Below are 20,377 nucleotides of genomic sequence, written 5' to 3'. Positions count from 1 at the left end.
CCCCCCCCCCCCCCCCCCCCCCCCCCCCCCCCCCCCCCCCCCCCCCCCCCCCCCCCCCCCCCCCCCCCCCCCCCCGCGCTGGTCAGGCAGGCAGGAGTGCGGGCGTCAGAGCGCCGGCGGCTGGCGGCGGAAGCCGACGCCGAAGCGGTTCCACGCGTTGATCGCCGAGATCAGCAGCGTCAGGTCGGCCATTTCCTTTTCCGAGAACTGCTCGCGCAGGGCCTGGTAGTCCGCATCCGGCGCCTGGCTTTGCGGCAGCAGCGTCAGCGCCTCGGTCCACGCCAGCGCGGCGCGCTCGCGCGGGGTGAACCAGCCTACTTCCCGCCACGCCGGCAGCAGGCTCAGGCGGCGGTCGCTTTCGCCATGCTTGCGCGCGTCGGTCACGTGCATGTCCAGGCAGAAGGCGCAGCCGTTGATCTGCGAGGCGCGGATCTTGACCAGTTCCTTCAGCGTGGTTTCCAGCGAGCAGCGTGCCAGGTAGACCTCGACGCCGATCATTGCCTTGTAGGCATCCGGGGCCACGTCTTGCCAGTTCATCCGTTCTTCCATGATCGATCTCCGTAGACAGTTGGATTCAGGTTCGATTGCAGCGGGCGCTGGGACGGCGCCCGACGGAATGAAAGATAGATCCCCACATTGGCCCCGTACACTGCCAATTTCCGGCAGAATCAGTAGACCAATCGTGATAGACCCCACCTAGCATGGAACTGCATCTGGCCCTCGACCACGCCGGCGACCTGACCGCGCAGATCGTCCACCACATCCGCGACGCGATCCAGGGCGGCCGCCTCGAAGCCGGCGCGCGCATGCCGCCCTCGCGCCTGCTCGGCACGCAACTGGGGGTGGCGCGCAAGACCGTGACCACGGCCTATGAGCGGCTGGTGGCCGAAGGCTGGCTGCACGCGCGGGTCGGCGACGGCACCTATGTGGCGCAAGGGCTGGCGCGCCCGGCGGTGCGCATCGCCGCGGCGCCGGTGCTGCCGCCGGCGGTGCAGCGCTGGCTGGCCGTGCCCACGCCGTTCCTGGCCGCGACAGGCGGCGCCCGCTATGCCTTCCAGCCCGGGCAGGCCGATACCACCCGCTTTCCGCATGAGGCCTGGTCGCGCTGCGTGCGCGCGGCGCTGGCGGCCGAACGCACGCGCGCGCCCGGCCCGCCCGACGCCGCCGGCGAGATGCCGCTGCGCCACGCCATTGCGCGCCATATCGCCTTCACCCGCGGCGTGCAGAGCGCGCCGACCGATATCCTCGTCACCAGCGGCGCGCAGCAGGGCATCGACCTGCTGGCGCGCCTGCTGCTCGGGCCGGGAGCGGTGGTGGCGATGGAAGATCCCGGCTATCCGATGGCACGCGCCTTGTTCCAGGGCCTGGGCGCGCGGGTCGTGCCGGTACCGGTCGACAACGAAGGCCTGGTGGTGGCGGCGCTGCCCAACGACGCCACCCTGGTCTATGTCACGCCCTCGCACCAGTCGCCGCTGGGCGTGCCGATGAGCCTGGCGCGGCGCCAGGCCCTGCTCGACTGGGCCGCGCGCCGCCATGCGGTGATCCTGGAAGACGACTACGACAGCGAGTTCCGCTACGGCGGCCAGGCGCTGGACGCGCTGCAGACCCTCGACCGGCATGGCCGCGTGGTCTACCTGGGCACGTTCTCCAAGACCCTGGCGGCCAACCTGCGCGGCGGCTATCTGGTGGCGCCGCCGTGGCTGATGCCGGCGGCGCGCAAGGTCAAGCACCTGATGGACTGGTACACGCCGACGCTGCTGCAGCAGGCGCTGGCGCGCTTCCTGTCTGAAGGCCACCTGCTGCGCCATATCCGGCGTTCGCATGCGCGCCATGCCCAGCGCCGCGCGCGCCTGCTGGCGCGGCTGCAGGGCGACCTGTCGCCGTGGCTGGAGCCGCTGCCGGCGGTGGCCGGCTTCCACCTGGCGGCGCGGCTGCGGGTGCCGGTGGCCACCGAGGCGCTGGTGTCGATGGCGCGGCTGGCGGACCTGGAACTGGCCACGCTGGACCCCTGCTATGCCAGTCCGCCCCCCAGTTGCGCCGGGCTGCTGCTGGGCTTCGGCGCGATCGACCTGCTGGATATCGACCCTGCCCTGGACCGGCTGGCGATGGTACTCTCTGCCTTGGCTCCCGCCCCGTCGCGCCCCGCGTGATGCGGCCGGCACCGGGAGACGCCAGCCACTCACGGCAAGCAGGTGACACACCTGCGACATGGCGCCTCAGTCATACTTGCCGGGCGAATTTGCTGTGAACAAAACGGATGTACGAAAGTCTCATTCGCTCTTCCAACCAACCCGAGTCGCGTTCATGACCAAGCGTTTGTTGTCCGCCATGCGTCAGTACGCATGGTTTGCAGGGGTGAAGCACCATGTCGTGCAGGGCGTCGAAGCCCTGGCCGAGCTGCTCAAGTCCCCGTCCGCCGCGGCGCGCGCCGTCGCGGCTATCGTTGCCGAAACCGAGCAGGGCGTACAAGTCTGGGTCTCGTATTTCGGCAAGCCGCTGGACCCGCACACCAACTATGTGCTGTGGCCGAACCGGGCGCTGCGTCCGGCGCGGCGGCGCATCCAGCCCTCTCCCATCGAACTGCTGCAGAACCAGCGACGGCGCGACGACTAGTCGCCCCTGTCCATCCGCGCCGATCCAGCGCCGCAGCAGGTTGTGATAGACGCCGGTCAGGCCGATCACCGATTCGTGCGCCTGGCCGAGTTCCTGCGCCACCTGGCGGATGCGTCCATCCAGCACAGGCCCCGAACAAGATTCATTATTGTTTGATCCCGGGCAGGCGGCGCCTTCACTACAATGGTTCGGGTATGCCGTCATCGACAAGGAGCAGACATGTCCGAACCGCTACACGACGAAGCGCTGGTCAATCTCTACCTGGAACGCATCTCGGCCCTTTCGGTCAGCGCCTTCGATGGTGCCGACGTCAGCGGCGAACTCGATGCGGTGATGCGCGAAGCCGTGACCAAGTGCCAGGCCGCCGGCGGACCGCAGGCACAGGGAACGCTGACGGTGCTCGCCGCGCGCTTGCGCGATCGCGCCGAGGCAGCCGATCGCGAAGACCAGCCGCTGGTGCGCGATACCTTCAGGCTCGCGGCGGAACGCGTGCCGGCATGACATTGCGTGCGAGTCCATGCGCGCACAGGACGCATTGGCACCGATGTCGAAACACTAGGGGATTTGGCCGGTCGGCCTGAGAAACAACGCTGGAAAGATTGCGGCGGTTGCCGCGGATGGCGAATGCCAGGGTGTTGGTTGCGGGGGCAGGACTTGAACCTGCGACCTTCGGGTTATGAGCCCGACGAGCTGCCAACTGCTCCACCCCGCGTCTGAAGGAGATGAATTATGGGTGATCCGACGGCGTATGGCAAGCACTATTTGCGTCGGCACAGCAAATCGTTCGCCGCCGCGGGCAAGTCGATACATCACAACGTGACATAAACCGCTGCGCGCGCAACGGCTTGCCGCGCTTACTCGGCAGGTCCCAGCAGACGGTCGACCAGCGCATAGCCGGCGCCGAACGCAGCCACCTCGGCCGCATGGCGCGTGGAGAACTGCTGCGGCCCGCTGGCCAGCAGTTCGGTATCGCCGGCATCGGCCGGATCGGCACCTTCCTGCGACACGCGCACCTCGTAACCCCAACGGCCGATGCTGCCCTGCCCCTGCGGCGACACCAGGACGTAGACGTCCATGCCGCGATATGCCTCGACGCGCCAGTCAGCGTTGTCCATGCGAGCGACTCCCGGATCCGTGATGGTTCTTCGAGACTAGGAGGCGGCACGCGCGACCGCAAGGCATAACGCGGGCGCGCGGCAAGACGGTACAGACAAACCGAGCGGCAAAGAAAAAGGCGGCAAAGAAAAAGGGCTTCCGTTTCCGGAAGCCCTCTTCTTTCTGCATAGGTGGCGCGGCTGGCAGGATTCGAACCCACGACCCCTTGGTTCGTAGCCAAGTACTCTATCCAACTGAGCTACAGCCGCACGCGAGAAAAAGATTATAACCCAGTTTTCGTTTTTGTGAAGCCCCCCTCCAACTTTTTTGCGATCTTTATTGGGGTGGGTCGACGCTGCCGCGCCACCGGGGCGGCCCGGCAGCGGGCTTTTCCTATAATGGCAGATTGAAGAAGTGACCCGGACCATGAACAAGGCATTTGTCAAAGAGTCCTCTGGCGACGAGGACGACGATCTCCCCGAAGGCGCAGCACCGCTGCCTCCCGGCACCAAGAACTACATCACCGCTGAAGGCTATGCGCGCCTGCGCAACGAGCTGATGCAGCTGATCGATGTGGAGCGGCCCGACGTGGTACAGATCGTCTCGTGGGCCGCGTCCAACGGCGACCGCTCCGAGAACGGCGACTATCTCTATGGCAAGAAGCGCCTGCGCGAGATCGACCGCCGCATCCGTTTCCTGACGCGCCGCCTCGACAAGGCCGAAGTGGTCGACCCGTCCCTGCAGGGCGACAACGACCAGATCTTCTTTGGCGCCACCGTCACCTACGCGCATGCGTCGGGCGAAGAGACCACCATCACCATCGTCGGCATGGACGAGGTCGATCTCGACCACAACCACGTCAGCTGGATCTCGCCGATTGCCAAGGCGCTGCTCAAGGCGCGCGAAGGCGACACCGTGGCGTTGCGCACGCCGGCCGGCGTCGAGCAGATCGATATCCTGGAAGTCCGCTACCCGGCGCGCAAGCAGTAAGCCGGCGCCCCGGCGCTTCAATTGTCGTTGCGGTCGCGGAAGATGCGGATGACGTCGGGGTTGCGGCGCAGCCCGCGCATCACGTTGGCCAGGTGCAGGCGGTTCTGCACCTGGATGATGAACTGCATGTAGGTGGCTTCCTGCTGGCCGGCGTCCTGCTGTTCCATCGCCACGTGGGCAACGTTGGCGTCGGCGGCGGTCAGGTCCGCCGCCACGCGCGCGACGATGCCCTTGACGTTGCGCACCATCACCTTGATCGACACATCGAAGGCGCGCGTGGTCTTCTTTGCCCACATGACCTCGATCCAGTGCTCCGGATCCTTGCTGTGCAGGCGCTTGGCGATCTTGCAGTCCTGCACGTGGATCTGCAGCCCTTCGCCCTTGCCCAGGTAGCCGACGATTGAATCGCCGGGGATCGGGCGGCAGCACGCCGAGAAGATGATCGACATGCCTTCGTCGCCGGTGATCGGCACCGCAGGCGCTTCCTCGCCGGCAAAGGTCTGCACCGCCGCCAGCAGCGCGCTGTCGACATCGCCGGACAACTCCTGCAGCAGGATCTCCATGCGCTTGGCCACCACCGCCGGCACGCGCCGGCCCAGCGCCAGGTCGGCGAAGATGTCTTCGCGCTGCTTGTTGCCGGTCCACTGGATCATGCGGTCCCACACCGACTGCGGCACCGCCTTCAGCTCGATGCCGAGCTGGCGCGCCGACTGCTCCAGCAGGCGCTCGCCCAGCTGGATCGCCTCGTCCAGCTTGGTGGTCTTGAGGTAGTGGCGGATCGCCGCACGCGCCTTGCCGGTGCGCACGAACGACAGCCAGGCGGGGTTGGGCTTGGAGTACGGCGCCGTCACCACCTCGACGATATCGCCGCTCTTGAGCTCGGTGCGCAGCGGCAGCATCTCGTTGTTGATCTTGACCGCGACGCACTGGTTGCCCAGGTCGCTGTGCACCGCGTAGGCAAAGTCCAGCGCGGTGGCGCCGCGCGGCAGCGCGCGGATATGGCCCTTGGGCGTGAACACGTAGACCGCATCCGGGAACAGGTCGATCTTGACGTGCTCGAGGAATTCCTGCGAATCGCCGGTCTGGCTCTGGATATCGAGCAGCGACTGCAGCCACTGGTGCGCCTGCTGCTGGATATCGTTGGCGTGGTCGGCCTGGTGCTTGTACATCCAGTGCGCGGCCACGCCGGCCTCGGCGATCTGGTGCATGTCGCGCGTGCGGATCTGGAACTCCACCGGCGTGCCGAACGGACCCACCAGCGTGGTGTGCAGCGACTGGTAGCCGTTGATCTTGGGGATCGCGATGTAGTCCTTGAACTTCCCTGGCATCGGCTTGTACAGGCCGTGCAGCGCCCCCATCGCCATGTAGCAGTGCATCTGCGTTTCCACCACCACGCGGAAACCGTACACGTCCAGCACCTGCGAGAACGACAGCTGCTTGTCGTGCATCTTGCGGTAGATGCTGTACAGCGTCTTCTCGCGCCCGGACAGTTCAGCGACGATGCCGGCATCGGCCAGCGCCTTCTGCGCGGCCTCGAGGATGCGCTTGACCACCTCACGCCGGTTGCCGCGCGCGGCCTTGACGGCTTTTTCGAGCGTGGCGTAGCGGAACGGCGAGCCGACCTTGAACGACAGTTCCTGCAGCTCGCGGTAGATCGTGTTGAGACCGAGACGGTGCGCGATCGGCGCATAGATCTCCATGGTCTCGAGCGCGATGCGGCGGCGCTTCTCCGGCGGCACGAAGTCGAGCGTGCGCATGTTGTGCGTACGGTCGGCCAGCTTCACCAGGATCACGCGCACGTCGCGCGCCATCGCCAGCAGCATCTTGCGGAAGCTTTCCGCCTGCGCCTGCTCGCGGCTCTGGAATTCGAGCTTGTCCAGCTTGGTCAGGCCATCGACCAGTTCGGCGACCTTGGGACCGAACTTCTCGGCCAGCTCGCTCTTGGTGATGCCCTGGTCTTCCATCACGTCGTGCAGCAGCGCCGCCATGATGGACTGCACGTCCAGCTTCCAGTCCGCGCACAGCTCGGCCACCGCCACCGGATGGGTGATGTAGGGCTCGCCGCTCTGGCGGTACTGGCCGAGGTGGGCCTCGTCGGAAAACTGGAAGGCCTCGCGTACCCGCGCCAGATCGGGCGCCTTCAGGTACGCGAGCTTTTCCATCAGCCGGGTGATGGAAATGACCTGCTGGCGCGGCGGCACCGCCGGCTGCGAGGTCGGGCCGAAGAAGTGCCGGTATGACTGCGCCAGCACTGCATCGATAAACAGGCTGTCGGCTGCCGGCGGCGCCACTTGCTGCGCCGCGACCAGTTCGTCCTGCACGGGGGTGCCCCGGGTCTTGCCGGGCGCCAGCGCGGGCGCGACGGCGCGCTCGCCGACGACATCGTCGCCGAGCGGATCGGGAAGATTGGGAGCGCCGGTGCGCGCGTTCACGGAAGACTGGCCCGGGATGGTGCGCTTACGCGCCGCGGGCGGGGCCGCATCGCCAGGCGCCGGCACGACCGCGGTCGGCGACGGCTGGGATGGAGGCTTGGAGGGCGGATGCGGCGATGGCATGGCGGCGGCCCGGGGAATCCGGCTGGGGAGCCTGGAACAGTGCTGGCACGATGCAGGGATGAGCCATGGGCCGCCTGGTCGATCAGGTCGGGACCTTTTTCAGCATCTCGATGCCGACCTGGCCCGACGCGATCTCGCGCAGTGCCACCACGGTCGGCTTGTCCTTCGCTTCGACCTTGGGCGTGTGGCCCTGCACCAGCTGGCGCGCACGGTACGTGGCCGCCAGCGCGAGCTCGAAACGATTCGGAATGTGTTTCAGACAATCTTCGACGGTAATACGCGCCATATCAAATCCACCTTGGGACAAAACCTTACGTTGGGTTGCTATTTTACAGCACGCGGCGGGAAACGCCGGCGGCGCCCCGCGCGGCTGTCATCGGCAGGCATCGTTTCAGTGGATGCCAAGCTCGATGAACAGCTCCGCATGCCGCGCCTTCTGCGAGGAAAAGCGCAGCCGCGTGGCGCTGATGACGTTGCGCAACTGCTCCAGCGCGTCGTCGAAGACCTCGTTGATGATGACGTAGTCCGACTCCGAGGCGTGGGCCATTTCGCTGCCCGCGGCCAGCAGGCGGCGCACGATCACGTTGGGCTCGTCCTGGCCGCGCTTTTTCAGGCGCTCTTCCAGCGCGGTCAGCGACGGCGGCAGGATGAAGATCTCCACCGCGTTGGAAAAGCGCTGGTGCACCTGCTGCGCGCCCTGCCAGTCGATCTCGAGCAGCACGTCGTTGCCTTGCGCCATCTGCTGCTCGATCCACACGCGCGAGGTCGCGTAGTAGTTGCCGTGCACCTCGGCCCACTCCAGGAAATCGCCGCGATCGCGCGCGCTGCGGAAGGCATCGACGGTGACGAAGTGGTACTCGCGGCCGTCCTCCTCGCCCGGGCGCGGTGCGCGCGTGGTGTGCGAGATCGACAGGCGGATGGCCGGGTCCTGCGCCAGCAGCGCGTTGACCAGCGTCGACTTGCCCGCGCCCGAGGGCGCCACCACCATGAAGAGGTTGCCGGGGTAGACGGTGTCGATGGCGGTGTGGGAGGACGCGTGGGCGGTCGCGTGGGCGGTCGCGTGGGCGGTCGGATTGGCGGCCGTTGGAGAAGTTGGGCTCATGATGTTTCGGTGACTGTCTTACTCTAGATTCTGGACCTGCTCGCGCATCTGCTCGATCAGCAGCTTGAGCTCCATCGAGGCATCGGCCAGCTCCTTGGCGGCGGCCTTGGAGCCCAGCGTATTGGCCTCGCGGTTGAGCTCCTGCATCATGAAGTCGAGGCGCTTGCCCACCTGGCCGCCCTTCTTCAGGATATGGCGCGTTTCGTTCAGGTGCGCCTGCAGCCGCGACAGCTCTTCGGCGATGTCGATGCGGATGCCGTAGACGGTGGCTTCCTGGCGGATGCGCTCGGCGATCTCGTCGCGGCTCATCGCCGGCATGCCGTTGGGCGCGGCCAGGTTGAAGGCTTCCTGCAGGCGCTCGGTCAGCTTTTCCTGGTGGTGCGCGATCAGCTGCGGGATGGTCGGGGTCAGGCGCTCGACGATCGCCAGCATGGCGTCGATGCGCTCGGTCAGCGTGGCCTTGAGCGCGTCGCCCTCGCGGCGGCGCGCTTCCAGCAGCTGGTCGAGCGCCTCGCGCGCGGCGCCGAGCACGGCTTCGCGCAGCGACTCCTGCGACAACTCCGGCTCGACCAGCACGCCGGGCCAGCGCAGGATCTCGCCCATGCGCAGGGTGCCGGCGCTGCTGAAGGTGGCGGCCACGGTGGTTTCGAGCGCGCGGATCTGCGCCAGCAGCCCGTCGTTGAGCGCCAGCGTGGCGCCGCCGGCATCGGTGCGCTGCAGGTTGATGCGGCATTCCAGCTTGCCGCGCGACAGTTCGGCCATCAGCATCTCGCGCAAGGCCGGCTCGAACGCGCGGCACTCCTCGGGGGCCCGGAACAACAGGTCGAGGAAACGCGAATTGACAGTGCGGAATTCCACCGAAACGGACGCGGTGCGCCCGCTGGGCTCACCCTGCGCGTTGGTCAATGGCGCCTGGCGCGTCGCCAGGCCGTAGCCTGTCATGCTGTGGATCATTGGTTGTTCTCGTGATTGGCGCCGCACCGTCGCGAAGCGGCCGCGGCCTGCCGGCGGACGCCCGCCCGGCCGGCGCGCGGCGCAGCCTGCGGGGGGCGCCCTCAAAACGTTGAAAGGCGGGCAATAACGCCCGTATTTGTGTTCTTTACAAGTGACCGATTAGCCCGGACAATCCTGAGGCAAATCCGCGGGGGCAACTCCGGTCCTATTCCCATGACAGAGCCAAAGGGCACGCCACAACCGAAGAGTGCACCGCTGCCCGTCGGCACGCTGCTGTCCAACTATCGTATTGTAAAGAAGTTGGCCAGCGGGGGGTTCAGTTTCGTCTACCTGGCCACGGACGAAACCGGCGCGCCGGTCGCCATCAAGGAGTACCTGCCGTCGTCGCTGGCGCGGCGCAACCCCGGCGAACTGATCCCCGTGGTGCCCGAGGAAAACGCCGCGGCGTTCCGGCTGGGCCTGAAGTACTTCTTCGAAGAGGGCCGCTCGCTGGCCCGCATTTCCCATCCCAGCGTGGTGCGCGTGGTGAACTTCTTCCGCGAGAACGCCACCGTCTACATGGTGATGAATTACGAGCTGGGCAAGACGCTGCAGGAACATGTGCTGGCGGCCCGGCAGCAGGGGCGCGCCAAGGTGCTGCGCGAGCATTTCATCCGCAAGGTCTTCCACGACCTGATGAGCGGCCTGCGCGAAGTGCATATCCACAAGCTGCTGCACCTGGACATCAAGCCCGGCAACATCTACCTGCGCGAGGACGAGTCCCCCATCCTGCTGGATTTCGGCGCCGCGCGGCAGACCCTGACCATGGAGGCCGCGCGCTTCCAGCCGATGTACACGCCCGGCTTCGCCGCGCCGGAACTGTACGGCAAGCACACTGACCTGGGCCCGTGGACCGACATCTACAGCCTGGGCGCGACGCTTTACGCCTGCATGGCCGGACTGCCGCCGCAGGAAGCCAACCAGCGCGAGAAGGATGACCGCATGGGCGAGGCGCTGATGCGGCTGCGCAGCAGCTATACCAACGGCCTGGTCGACCTGGTCGAGTGGTGCCTGCGGCTGGAGCCATCGGGCCGCCCGCAGAGCGTATTCCGGCTGCAGAAGGAATTGCGCGAGCAGACCAACGCGCTGGGCGAGCAGGCGCTGGCGCCTGCGACCCAGGCGCCGGCACCCGCCCCCATGCCGCCGGAAAAAGCGCCCGCGACCTCGCGCTTTCTGACGCTGCTGCGCCGGCGTGACGAGCAGGCACCCGGCGCGAGCGTCGACTGAATCACAAACCCGGCTGCGGCGCGCGTGCGCGCGGCCGGGCCATCGAACCCCAAGAAAGCCAACCAGCCAACATGCGATTCTCTGTCTACCAGGAAAGCAGGAAAGGCGGCCGCCGCGTCAACCAGGACCGCATGGGCTATTGCTTCACGCGCGATGCGCTGCTGATGGTGCTGGCCGACGGCCTCGGCGGCCACGCCCACGGCGAAGTCGCCGCGCAGCAAGCGCTGCAGACGCTGGCGCGCCAGTTCCAGCTGCAGGCGCGGCCCGCGGTGCGCAACCCGGCCGAGTTCCTGCAGGACACCATCATGCTGGCGCACCGCGAGATCCACCGCTATGCCGAGGCCAACCAGATGGCCGACGTGCCCCGCACCACGGTGGTCTGCTGCCTGGTGCAGCACGGCCAGATCCACTGGGCCCATGCCGGCGATTCGCGCTATTACCTGCTGCGCAAGGGCCGGCTGCTGACGCGCACGCGCGACCACTCCAAGATCGAGAACCTGCTGCAGCAGGAGCGCGTGCTGCCGATGGAGGTGGCCAACCATCCCGAGCGCAACAAGCTCTACAACTGCCTGGGCTCGCCCAACCTGCCGCTGATCGACCTGGGCGGGCCGGTGCGGCTGGAACCGGGCGACGTCGCCCTGCTGTGCTCCGACGGCCTGTGGGGCCCGCTGGACGAGCCGGTGCTGGTGGACAAGCTGTCGCGGCTGTCGGTGGTGCAGGCGGTGCCGGCGCTGATCGACCAGGCGCTGCAGCAGGCCGGCGAAGGTGCCGACAACACCACCGGCATCGCCATGATGTGGGAGCTGGACAACAACACCGCCAGCCAGGACGCGGTGATGACCGATACGCTGCCGCTCAATGCCTTCACCACGTCGATCCTGGAGCGCAACGGCACCGACAGCGACCTGCTGTCCGAGGAAGAGATCGAGCGCTCGATCGCCGAGATCCGCGCCGCCATCGACAAGACCAGCAACCTGATGCGGTGATGGCCCCGCGGGGGTCCGGCCCGCGGCGGCGGGCAGCGCGCAAGGTCCGGCAGCGGTAGAATCGCGGTCTCTCCTCCTCTACCCCTTGCGGACAAACCATCTCATGCGACCCAGCGGCCGCGCAGCCGATGCGCTGCGTTCCATCAGCCTTACCCGCCACTACACCCGCCACGCCGAAGGCTCCGTCCTGTGCGCCTTTGGCGATACCAAGGTGCTGTGCACCGCCAGCGTGCTGGCCAAGGTGCCGCCGCACAAGAAGGGCAGCGGCGAAGGCTGGGTCACGGCCGAATACGGCATGCTGCCGCGCGCCACGCATACGCGTTCCGACCGCGAGGCCGCGCGCGGCAAGCAGACCGGCCGCACCCAGGAAATCCAGCGCCTGATCGGCCGCGCCATGCGCTCGGTGTTCGACCTGGCGGCGCTGGGCGAATACACCCTCCACCTCGACTGCGACGTGCTGCAGGCCGACGGCGGCACCCGCACCGCCGCCATCACCGGCGCTTTCGTCGCCGCCCACGACGCGGTCTCGACCATGCTGCGCGACGGCCTGATCGCCGCCAGCCCGATCCGCGACCATGTCGCGGCAGTCTCGGTCGGCATGGTCGACGGCGTGCCGGTGCTGGACCTGGACTACGCCGAGGACAGCAACTGCGACACCGACATGAACGTGGTCATGACCGGCAGCGGCGGCTTTGTCGAAGTGCAGGGCACCGCCGAGGGCGCGCCCTTCAGCCGCGCCGAGCTCGACGCCATGACGCGCCTGGCCGAAGCCGGCATCGCCCGGCTGGTGCAGTACCAGCGCGAAGCGCTGGGCCTGGCCTGAGCTCCGGAGCCCGCGATGCGACGCCTGGTACTGGCCTCCAACAATCCCGGGAAGCTGCGCGAATTCGGCGCGCTGCTGGCCCCGCTCGGCTTTGACGTGGTGACGCAGGGCGAGCTCGGCATCCCCGAGGCCGAAGAACCCTTCGCCACCTTTGTCGAGAACGCGCTGGCCAAGGCCCGCCACGCCAGCCGGCTGGCCGGGCTGCCCGCGCTGGCCGACGACTCCGGCATCTGCGTGCAGGCGCTGGACGGCGCGCCCGGGGTCTATTCCGCGCGCTATGCGCAAATGGCCGGACAGGCCAAGTCGGACTCGGCCAACAACGCCTACCTGGTCTCGCAACTGGCGGGCAAGCTGAACCGGCACGCGTATTACTACTGCGTGCTGGTTTTCGTGCGCCACGCCGAAGACCCGTGCCCGATCATCGCCGAAGGCGTGTGGCATGGCGAAGTCGTCGACGCGCCGCGCGGCGCGGGCGGCTTCGGCTACGACCCGCACTTCCTGCTGCCGGCGCTGGGCAAGACCGCGGCCGAGCTGCCGCCGGAAGAGAAGAACCGCGTCAGCCACCGCGCCCAGGCGCTGCGCGCACTGGTGGCCCGGCTGCAGGCCGAGGCCGCGGAGACTGGCACGCGATGATTCCGATCGTACCGGCCTCCGCGTCCGTGCCTGTCGACAGCAAGCAGCTGTGGCTCAAGCCCGGGCAGATCAGCCTGCCCGGATCGCCGCCGCTGTCGCTGTACGTGCATATCCCGTGGTGCGTGCGCAAGTGCCCGTATTGCGATTTCAACTCGCATGCCGCACCCGGCGCCGACAACCACGAGATTCCGGAAGACCTCTACCTCGACGCGCTGCGCGCGGACCTGGAGCAGTCGCTGCCGCTGGTATGGGGACGCCCGGTGCATACCGTCTTCATCGGCGGCGGCACCCCGAGCCTGCTGTCGGCGGCGGGCATGGACCGGCTGCTGTCGGATATCCGCGCCCTGCTGCCGCTGGATGCCGATGCCGAGATCACGATGGAGGCCAATCCCGGCACCTTCGAAGCCGACAAGTTCGCCAGCTACCGCGCCAGCGGCATCAACCGGCTGTCGATCGGCATCCAGAGCTTCAATGACCGGCACCTGCAGGCACTGGGCCGCATCCACGGCGGCACCGAAGCGCGCCGCGCCATCGACATCGCCCAGGCCAGCTTCGACAACATCAACCTGGACCTGATGTACGCCCTGCCCGGCCAGACCCTGCAGGAGTGCCAGGCGGACGTCGAAGCCGCGCTGGCCTGCGGCACCACGCACCTGTCGCTGTACCACCTGACGCTGGAGCCGAACACGCTGTTCGCGAAGTATCCGCCGGCATTGCCCGACGACGACACGGCGTACGAGATGCAGGACTGGATCGAAGCGCGCACGGCCGCGGCGGGCTATCGGCACTACGAGACTTCGGCCTATGCAAAGCCGCACCGCGAGGCGCGCCATAACCTCAACTACTGGCGCTTCGGCGACTATCTAGGCATCGGCGCCGGCGCGCACGGCAAGCTGTCGTTCCCGCAGCGCGTGCTGCGCCAGATGCGGCACAAGCACCCGGCCACCTACATGGCGCAGGCCATGGCGGGCAACGCCGTACAGGAAGCGCGCGACGTCGGCGCCGACGAGCTGCCGTTCGAGTTCATGCTCAACGCGCTGCGCCTGACCGACGGCGTGCCGGCCTCGAGCTTCCACGACTACACCGGGCTGCCGCTGCACACCATCAGCAAGCAGTTGGCCGAGGCCGAGAAGAAAGGCTTGCTGGAAGCCGACCTGACCACGATCCGCCCCACCGAACTGGGCCGGCGCTTCCTCAACGACCTGCAGGAGATGTTCCTGAAGGACTGAGCGGCCCGCACGCCGGCAACGATAAAAAAAGGCCACGCTAGCGCGTGGCCTTTGGCTTCTGGCAAACGTCAGGCTGGCAGGTCAGTACGGCGTGGCCGTGTCGTTGGCCACGCGCGCGCGCATGCCCACTTGCAGGCTGCCCAGGTTGGACTGCGTCACCGTGGCGAGGCGGCCGTCATCGAGCCGCACGTTGACGCGATAGACCGTTTGCGTATTGCTGCCCGCGCGCTTCTCGATCTGATTGCCGGCCACGGCGCCGACCACGGCACCGCCGATGGTCGCAGCGGTCTGGCCGCGCCCGCCACCGATCTGGTGGCCCAGCAGGCCGCCGGCGGCACCGCCGATCACCGTGCCCAGCAGCCCGGAGCTGCCCTGCGTGGTGGTGACCGGCTCGATCGATTCCACGCGGCCGTAGTAGACCGCGCCGGCCGGTGCCTGCGAGGTGTGGGGGTTCTGGTAACCCGGGGGCGGCGCGTTGTAGCCGGTGTTGTAGCCCTGGTCGTAGCCGCTGTTGTACGGCGCCGCACAACCGGCCAGCGCAGCCGCCGCGGCCACCGGAACGATCAGCCATGTCTTGCTTGGGATTCGCATTTTGAGTTCTCCTCTGTTGCCAGGCGAAAGCCGGGGATGCGGCACACACCGCAGTGCCCGGTACGACCATATGAGCGATGGCGCGATATGAAGGTTCCGCCATGTCAGACAGAGCCCGACAGCACAGCGCAAGTTGTGGCCGGAAATTTGCGGCTGCGCCCATGCCGCGAGGCAAGTCCCCATCGGGAAGCGTGGGGCTTGTATAATGCGCGGCCAGACCGTTGCGTCTGCATGCGGCACTGCGCCGGAGGCCCTGCGCTTTCGCGCTACAATGCCCGCACTTTCCGGAAGCGTGGCCGAGTGGTTTAAGGCAGCAGTCTTGAAAACTGCCGATGGGGTGACCCATCCGTGAGTTCGAATCTCACCGCTTCCGCCATTCCTCATTCCACCGCGTTCCGATACCCTCCAGAGAATCAGCCGGAAACCCAATAGGGGCGCGGTTTTGGGGGTATTTTTCTTCTTGCCGCCTCCACACCGCTCCGACACAATCCGACCATCGAACAGGGGTGAAAACGGGGGTGGGAAATGGCAACACGGCAACTGCATCGGCTCACGGCGCTGAAGATCGGCAAGCTGAATGTACCGGGGCATTACCCGGACGGCGGCAACCTCTATTTCCAGATCTCTGAGACTGGCTCGCGCTCCTGGATCTTCAAGTTCACCCTGCGCGGCCGGTCGCGCGAAATGGGACTGGGCCCCCTGGCTTCTGTCTCGCTGGCTGCAGCGCGCGCAGAAGCCTCAAAATGCCGGGATCTTCTTCGGGATGGAGTCGATCCGATTGAGGCGCGGAAGGCCAAGCAGCGGCAACGCATGCTCGAATTGTCGGGACCACGCCTTTTCAAAGCTGCAGCGGCCGACTACATCGCCAAGCATCGTGCCGGGTGGAAGAACGAGAAGCACGCGCAGCAATGGACAAACACGATCGCCACCTACGCAGCCCCAATCCTTGGTGATGAAGACGTGCGCGACGTCGACACGGCCATGATCGTGCAGGTGCTGCAGCCGATCTGGATCAAGAAGCGCGAAACAGCGTTCCGACTGCGTGGGCGCCTCGAATGCATACTCGATGCCGAAAAGGCGCTCGGACACCGCGAGGGCGAGAATCCGGCACGCTGGCGCGGCCACCTCGACAAGCTGCTCCCCAAACAAAATCGGCGCAAAAAGATCAAGCACCACCCAGCGCTACCGTGGCAAGAAATTCCCAGATTCATGAAGGAACTGCGCGAGCAGCGTGGGACTGCCGCTCGCATGCTCGAGCATCTGATCCTGACGGTTGTGCGCACGCAGGAGGTCCAATTTGCGAGACCCGAGGAATTCGACATGCGTTATCGCGTCTGGACTGTACCGGGCGAACGCATGAAGATGGAATTGCCCCTACGTGTACCAATGACCGATCGCCTCGTCGAGCTGGTTGAGGCAGCATTGCCTGGCGCGCGAGACGGCTGGCTCTATCCGGGCCGGAAGCAGGGGAAGCCGCTCTCCAACATGGCCATGCTGAAGCTGCTTGAGCGAATGGGCTACGGACATGTCACAGTGCACGGCTTCCGCTCGACCTTCCGGGATTGGGTGGCCGACTGCACCGAATATGCGGACTCGCTTGCAGAAATGGCGCTGGCCCACGCCATCCAGAACGAAAGCGAAGCGGCCTACCGTCGGGGCGACATGCTTGAGCGCCGGCGCAAAATGATGAGGGACTGGGCGCACTACTGCTCCGGCCAAACAGCAGCAGTTATTCCGCTGGACCAGAGTACCACGCCGCAATCTGTGCGCAACTGATGGGAATTGCTGAGCAGCGTCCAGGTGAATTCCTGGCGACGGCAACGAATACAGTGGGCCGAATTGTAGTCGACCCATTCTCTCGATGCTGGTCAACGATAGAGCTGCCGGCACCATCGTGCGAGCATTGCCTTCGGAGTTTTGGCGACGAACCAAGACGCTTTATAAATCAAGGCCTTACACAACCCGCAAATTGCAAAACCAAGGTCAACCAAGGTCACCAAGGGCCAATCCAGCCCACCACGGGTGCAATTTAGGTACAGTCCAGCTAGGCACGCGGGGAGCGTGAGAAGCGCCCCGGCGGCACCGCGCCCGGCCGCTTCACTTTCTTTCCAGTTTTGACCGATAGTTGGCGCTATGTGGATCCGACGCACGCTCAGCGAAGCGTGACATTGGGTAGGGGTGAGCCGGGCGGGCGTTGGGAATAGCGCAAGCACCGGCAGTACCCGACAAAGTCGGCTGGGTTGGTGCTTTCCGCGCGCAGCCGCACACCGCCGGCAAGCGGCTGGATGTGAAGCTCAATGTTCTCGCGTCGGGCGCGGGCCCAGCCCGCGCTGATCGCGGCTTCTAGCGTAGGGAACAACTGACGCGGCTCGGAAGTGCCGTCTATGTCGAGCGCCCAGCCTTGTTCGGCGGGCACCACGCTGATACTCGTTGCTGGCATCGATAGCTCCAACGACGTCGCCGGAGATCCTGCGACGACAAATGCCACCCCGCGCTGAAATCGTATCACCCCTTGATGTCCGGCGAGTCGTTCCCGAAGCTTCGCCGTTCCGTAATCTCGCCGTCAAGGCCGTGAATCAGCAGATCGACGTGTTCGCGCTTCGCTTGGGCGGTGCCGGAGCAAATGGCTTCTTCCTGGCTCGGGAACGTAGTTCCGTCTCCGCCTCCGGCGTGCTCCACGGTCCAGCCGAACTCCGACGCTATTACATGGATGTTGTGCACGGCTGGCTCCTGAGGTTGATGAAGCCAGTGTGCGCGCCAACTCCGCCAGGTGCTGTCAGGCGCCGTCCCACAAAAAAAAGCCCGCGAGGGGCGGGCTTCGAGCAAAAAATCGAGAGGGGTAAGCTCACGACAAGGCGATATTGGCATGACCATACCTTACTGCGCACCCCACGCCCGGGTGATCCTCTTATAGCGGCAATTGATCACCTTGAGCCGGCGCAGGCTGCAACTCCTTGGGCGACGTACGATCGGAGCCGGCTCGGTGGCTATGGCCTCTGCCGGAAAGAGAGTCATGAAGATTCGCGCGACTTCCCATAACAGCGCCCGAACATTGGGCGTCCGGTTGCGCTGGTACATGGCGCGCATCTCAGACGACGTCAACGGCGGCCGAAAGTGGTGGCCAGCCGCGCGCCGCGGTCGCAAGTCTGCCCAGTCGTCGTCGGCCACGTCTTGTGCCCAGGAATGCGGCTGTGAGCGTCGGGATCTCATTCGTCCGCCTGGGACCGCTACTTATAAAAACACAGTACATCCAAAGGGCACGGCTAAAAGTCGTGGGGGGTCGGGAAAAAGGTAACCTTGGTAACCACGACGCCAAAATCGCCCGCAAAGCCGTGTCAGATAAGGCGTTCCGGGTTTCGGCCAAAAGGTAACAATGAGGTAACTTTAGGGTAACCAGATTACCTTTTCCAAAGGTAACCTCTACATAAATCGACTCTTAATAAAATCAAGGACTTAGCGGTAGGTTACCTTTTTGGTTACCTCAGATTACCTTTTCAAGGTAACCAACCACTGCCTTACAAATCAAAGGGTTAGCTATGCTTTTTGGGGATAGTTACCGAGGTTACCTTTTTCCTGACCCCTCCCCCTCCTTAACTTGCCAGCCACGCCATGCGTGCCCTATAGCGCACAAATGGAAGGCTGTTCCTGACAACATCTCTGGAGACCTCTGACGCGTAGCTGAGGCGCATGAACCTGCATAAGGCGATGCACCCTGCTGACCGCCCGCAGCTCTAGTATTGGCGCCGCGCCCCCGGCTTCATGCACCTGCATAAAAACCACTCAATGAAGCGAGCAGGTGAGGCGGGGTCCCAACCGCGCGCAGCTTGTCAACATCGTCCCGGACCCCCAGACGCGGGATCCCGAATCACCGAAAAGTGGGATAGGATGCACGCAACAATAGTGGCGGCTGTGAAATGCCTGTCACTGCACTTTCGCCGATCAAAAATGTTTTCATACGCGTCCAGCAAGACTGCTGACCAGCATCCACTAGCCTCTTTCCGGACCCCCATCGAGGGCCCTGAACTTCGGATTGTGGAGGCTTTCTGCAATGACCTGCACGCCAATGCGGCAAGCGATGTCGCAACGACGGTCTTTGTGGAACCTAAGATTTTTGGCTGCTTCCCAGATTTGGTGATCGTCGAGTGGGATCCAGACATTGTGACGATGTGGAGTGACGGCCGAGAGCAGCTGGAAGCAGGGGACACTTATTGGTTGCACTATTTGCACCAGCTTGGCGAACTTGAGCGCGCCACAATTTGCGAGCGACAAGGTAACAAGCGCGGCACGTTGACATGGGATCGGCTGGTCGAGGCAAACATAGCTACCCTCAAGGGGGATCGCCTTTGCAGCAGGCCACTTTCTGAGGTCTATGCCGTCAAGCGCTTAGTCGCTGTCGAAGCCAAGATCGGGAACTGGCGCCGAGGCCTCGAACAGGCGTTTCAGAATACCTGGTTCGCCTCGGAGTCATTTCTTCTTCTGGATCAGTTGAACGGAAGGAATGAGCTCTTCTTGCGTGCAAGTGAACTTGGCCTAGGGCTGCTTGAGCCAGGTGCTTCACTGAACGAATGTCCGCTCCTTCCAAAGCGAGGCGCTCACCCATTGTCCCAAGCGTCATGGCTCTTCAACGAGTCGGTCTGGCGCACTTCCATACCTTCCGAAAGCCGACATTGATGAACAACGTCGCTCCCGAGCTACCTGCCGACCTTGCGCGCTATCGTGATGCGCGCTTTATTGCCTCGGGAGGACAAAAGCATGTCTTCAGTGCTACGTGCGAAAAGAATGGCCCAGTGGTTGTAAAGCTATTCAAAGCAGACACGGACATGGCGCGCTTCAAGCGCGAGCTGAGCGCCGTGACAGAACTCCAGTGCCCGCTTACGCCATCCATTTTGGAGTGGGGACTTATTGACTACCAGGGCCAGTCCGCGCCATATGTTGTTGAGCCTTTCATTCCAGGTGCATCAATACAGCAACACCTCGATGCGGGCAGTCTGCAAGACGACAATATTCTGCAGATCGCAAAGGACGTGCTGTCGGTGCTAACGCTTACAGAGCAAAAAGGTATCGTCCACAGGGACATCAAGCCTGCGAACTTGCTACTGCATTCTGATACCTCTGAGGTGTGGCTTTTGGATTTCGGGATTGTGCGCCATATGGATCGAACAGCCCTGACGGTCGGCCCAATGGGTCCCTGCACTCCTGGCTACGCGCCCCCGGAACAATTCAACGCGGTAGCTGCCGAGATTGACGTGCGCAGTGATATCTTCGCGCTCGGCGTCACCCTTCACACGTGTGTCGTGGGTCAAAATCCGTTCTGGGCTGGCGCAGCCGACGGCATGGAAGTCTTTCAACGAATGCAGACCATGCAGCTTCCGCGTCTATCAAGAGAGCCAGCAGGACTCACCGGTTTCGCCGATCTCGTAGCGGCCATGACCCAGCCAAGGCGCACGAATCGGCCGCGCACTGCAGTCGAAGCTAAAGACTGGCTCGACGACCTGCTAGCGCAACGCAGCAAATGAGGCTATACGCCCATCTCATTCGCC

The 20,377-nt window shown here is 65.2% G+C and carries 21 protein-coding genes, 3 tRNA genes and 1 pseudogene; 13 read left to right on the top strand and 12 right to left on the bottom strand.

Annotation, left to right across the window (positions count from 1 at the left end; all coding sequences use genetic code 11):
• Positions 1 to 105: 105 nt before the first annotated feature.
• The gene (locus U9J39_RS15290; protein ID WP_326347428.1) at positions 106 to 549 is read right to left on the bottom strand and encodes a carboxymuconolactone decarboxylase family protein; all 444 of its coding nucleotides are present in this window, start codon (positions 547 to 549) and stop codon (positions 106 to 108) included.
• Between the two features lie 152 nt (positions 550 to 701).
• Between U9J39_RS15290 and pdxR the strand changes: the two genes are divergently transcribed.
• Positions 702 to 2,150: a MocR-like pyridoxine biosynthesis transcription factor PdxR gene (gene pdxR / locus U9J39_RS15285; RefSeq protein WP_326347427.1), complete on the top strand. Its 1,449-nt coding sequence runs from the start codon at positions 702 to 704 to the stop codon at positions 2,148 to 2,150.
• Positions 2,151 to 2,304: 154 nt separating this feature from the next.
• On the top strand, positions 2,305 to 2,613 hold the full coding sequence (locus U9J39_RS15280) for a hypothetical protein (protein WP_018006974.1): 309 nt from the start codon (positions 2,305 to 2,307) through the stop codon (positions 2,611 to 2,613).
• Between the two features lie 36 nt (positions 2,614 to 2,649).
• On the opposite strand, the pseudogene U9J39_RS15275 reads toward U9J39_RS15280, so the two are convergent.
• Positions 2,650 to 2,817 (bottom strand): annotated as a pseudogene (locus tag U9J39_RS15275) (hypothetical protein); the annotation flags it as partial.
• Between the two features lie 15 nt (positions 2,818 to 2,832).
• Here U9J39_RS15275 and U9J39_RS15270 point away from each other — a divergent pair.
• Positions 2,833 to 3,114, top strand: coding sequence for a hypothetical protein (locus U9J39_RS15270; protein WP_115708683.1), 282 nt, complete (start codon positions 2,833 to 2,835; stop codon positions 3,112 to 3,114).
• Between the two features lie 135 nt (positions 3,115 to 3,249).
• Here U9J39_RS15270 and U9J39_RS15265 read toward each other — a convergent pair.
• The 3 genes from U9J39_RS15265 to U9J39_RS15255 form a co-directional block, all read right to left on the bottom strand.
• Positions 3,250 to 3,325 (bottom strand) — tRNA-Met (locus tag U9J39_RS15265).
• Positions 3,326 to 3,467: 142 nt separating this feature from the next.
• Positions 3,468 to 3,728, bottom strand: a complete 261-nt coding sequence (locus U9J39_RS15260) for a hypothetical protein (RefSeq protein ID WP_062797485.1) — start codon at positions 3,726 to 3,728, stop codon at positions 3,468 to 3,470.
• A 172-nt stretch (positions 3,729 to 3,900) separates the two neighbouring features.
• Positions 3,901 to 3,977: transfer RNA gene (locus U9J39_RS15255), tRNA-Arg, on the bottom strand.
• A gap of 157 nt (positions 3,978 to 4,134) precedes the next feature.
• Here U9J39_RS15255 and greB point away from each other — a divergent pair.
• The gene (gene greB / locus U9J39_RS15250; RefSeq protein WP_115679771.1) at positions 4,135 to 4,698 is read left to right on the top strand and encodes a transcription elongation factor GreB; all 564 of its coding nucleotides are present in this window, start codon (positions 4,135 to 4,137) and stop codon (positions 4,696 to 4,698) included.
• Positions 4,699 to 4,715: 17 nt separating this feature from the next.
• Here the strand turns inward: greB and U9J39_RS15245 are convergent, their stop codons facing one another.
• The 4 genes from U9J39_RS15245 to U9J39_RS15230 all read right to left on the bottom strand — a co-directional run bounded on the left by U9J39_RS15245 (position 4,716) and on the right by U9J39_RS15230 (position 9,309).
• Complete coding sequence (locus U9J39_RS15245) at positions 4,716 to 7,130, bottom strand: RelA/SpoT family protein (protein ID WP_115711590.1); 2,415 nt, start codon at positions 7,128 to 7,130, stop codon at positions 4,716 to 4,718.
• 205 nt (positions 7,131 to 7,335) lie between these two features.
• Positions 7,336 to 7,539 (bottom strand): DNA-directed RNA polymerase subunit omega, encoded by a 204-nt coding sequence (gene rpoZ / locus U9J39_RS15240; RefSeq protein ID WP_006578656.1) that lies wholly within the window; start codon positions 7,537 to 7,539, stop codon positions 7,336 to 7,338.
• A gap of 105 nt (positions 7,540 to 7,644) precedes the next feature.
• Positions 7,645 to 8,241 carry a guanylate kinase gene (gmk, locus tag U9J39_RS15235; RefSeq protein ID WP_373429534.1) on the bottom strand — a complete coding sequence of 199 codons (597 nt, stop codon included), beginning with the start codon at positions 8,239 to 8,241 and terminating at the stop codon, positions 7,645 to 7,647.
• A gap of 132 nt (positions 8,242 to 8,373) precedes the next feature.
• Positions 8,374 to 9,309 (bottom strand): YicC/YloC family endoribonuclease, encoded by a 936-nt coding sequence (locus U9J39_RS15230; protein ID WP_062797481.1) that lies wholly within the window; start codon positions 9,307 to 9,309, stop codon positions 8,374 to 8,376.
• A gap of 213 nt (positions 9,310 to 9,522) precedes the next feature.
• Here U9J39_RS15230 and U9J39_RS15225 point away from each other — a divergent pair, with 213 nt between their 5' ends.
• The 5 genes from U9J39_RS15225 to hemW all read left to right on the top strand — a co-directional run bounded on the left by U9J39_RS15225 (position 9,523) and on the right by hemW (position 14,246).
• A complete protein-coding gene (locus tag U9J39_RS15225) occupies positions 9,523 to 10,575 on the top strand; it encodes a serine/threonine protein kinase (RefSeq protein WP_115679769.1) in 1,053 nt (350 codons plus the stop codon).
• 71 nt (positions 10,576 to 10,646) lie between these two features.
• On the top strand, positions 10,647 to 11,561 hold the full coding sequence (locus U9J39_RS15220; protein ID WP_115679768.1) for a PP2C family protein-serine/threonine phosphatase: 915 nt from the start codon (positions 10,647 to 10,649) through the stop codon (positions 11,559 to 11,561).
• 103 nt (positions 11,562 to 11,664) lie between these two features.
• Positions 11,665 to 12,384 carry a ribonuclease PH gene (gene rph, locus U9J39_RS15215; protein ID WP_115679767.1) on the top strand — a complete coding sequence of 240 codons (720 nt, stop codon included), beginning with the start codon at positions 11,665 to 11,667 and terminating at the stop codon, positions 12,382 to 12,384.
• Between the two features lie 15 nt (positions 12,385 to 12,399).
• Positions 12,400 to 13,017, top strand: a complete 618-nt coding sequence (rdgB, locus tag U9J39_RS15210) for an RdgB/HAM1 family non-canonical purine NTP pyrophosphatase (protein ID WP_115679766.1) — start codon at positions 12,400 to 12,402, stop codon at positions 13,015 to 13,017.
• Entirely contained in the window at positions 13,014 to 14,246 is a 1,233-nt protein-coding gene (gene hemW, locus U9J39_RS15205) for a radical SAM family heme chaperone HemW (RefSeq protein ID WP_116312301.1), read from the top strand. The genes rdgB and hemW overlap by 4 nt, the downstream gene beginning before the upstream one ends.
• A gap of 81 nt (positions 14,247 to 14,327) precedes the next feature.
• Here the strand turns inward: hemW and U9J39_RS15200 are convergent, their stop codons facing one another.
• Complete coding sequence (locus U9J39_RS15200; RefSeq protein WP_115679764.1) at positions 14,328 to 14,837, bottom strand: glycine zipper 2TM domain-containing protein; 510 nt, start codon at positions 14,835 to 14,837, stop codon at positions 14,328 to 14,330.
• Between the two features lie 286 nt (positions 14,838 to 15,123).
• Between U9J39_RS15200 and U9J39_RS15195 the strand changes: the two genes are divergently transcribed.
• Positions 15,124 to 15,213: transfer RNA gene (locus tag U9J39_RS15195), tRNA-Ser, on the top strand.
• 149 nt (positions 15,214 to 15,362) lie between these two features.
• On the top strand, positions 15,363 to 16,613 hold the full coding sequence (locus tag U9J39_RS15190; RefSeq protein ID WP_326347426.1) for a tyrosine-type recombinase/integrase: 1,251 nt from the start codon (positions 15,363 to 15,365) through the stop codon (positions 16,611 to 16,613).
• Between the two features lie 376 nt (positions 16,614 to 16,989).
• On the opposite strand, the gene U9J39_RS15185 is transcribed toward U9J39_RS15190, so the two are convergent.
• On the bottom strand, positions 16,990 to 17,277 hold the full coding sequence (locus tag U9J39_RS15185) for a DUF2188 domain-containing protein (protein ID WP_326347425.1): 288 nt from the start codon (positions 17,275 to 17,277) through the stop codon (positions 16,990 to 16,992).
• Positions 17,278 to 17,342: 65 nt separating this feature from the next.
• Complete coding sequence (locus U9J39_RS15180) at positions 17,343 to 17,558, bottom strand: DUF2188 domain-containing protein (RefSeq protein WP_326347424.1); 216 nt, start codon at positions 17,556 to 17,558, stop codon at positions 17,343 to 17,345.
• Between the two features lie 1,224 nt (positions 17,559 to 18,782).
• Between U9J39_RS15180 and U9J39_RS15175 the strand changes: the two genes are divergently transcribed.
• Positions 18,783 to 19,508: a hypothetical protein gene (locus U9J39_RS15175; protein ID WP_326347423.1), complete on the top strand. Its 726-nt coding sequence runs from the start codon at positions 18,783 to 18,785 to the stop codon at positions 19,506 to 19,508.
• Positions 19,508 to 20,353, top strand: a complete 846-nt coding sequence (locus tag U9J39_RS15170; RefSeq protein WP_326347422.1) for a serine/threonine protein kinase — start codon at positions 19,508 to 19,510, stop codon at positions 20,351 to 20,353. Before U9J39_RS15175 ends, U9J39_RS15170 begins: the two co-directional genes overlap by 1 nt.
• The last annotated feature ends 24 nt before the right edge of the window (positions 20,354 to 20,377 follow it).

Source organism: Cupriavidus sp. SS-3, from assembly GCF_035818815.1.
In the GTDB taxonomy this organism is placed as follows: domain Bacteria; phylum Pseudomonadota; class Gammaproteobacteria; order Burkholderiales; family Burkholderiaceae; genus Cupriavidus; species Cupriavidus taiwanensis_C.
This window is presented reverse-complemented; position numbering and strand designations above follow the sequence as displayed.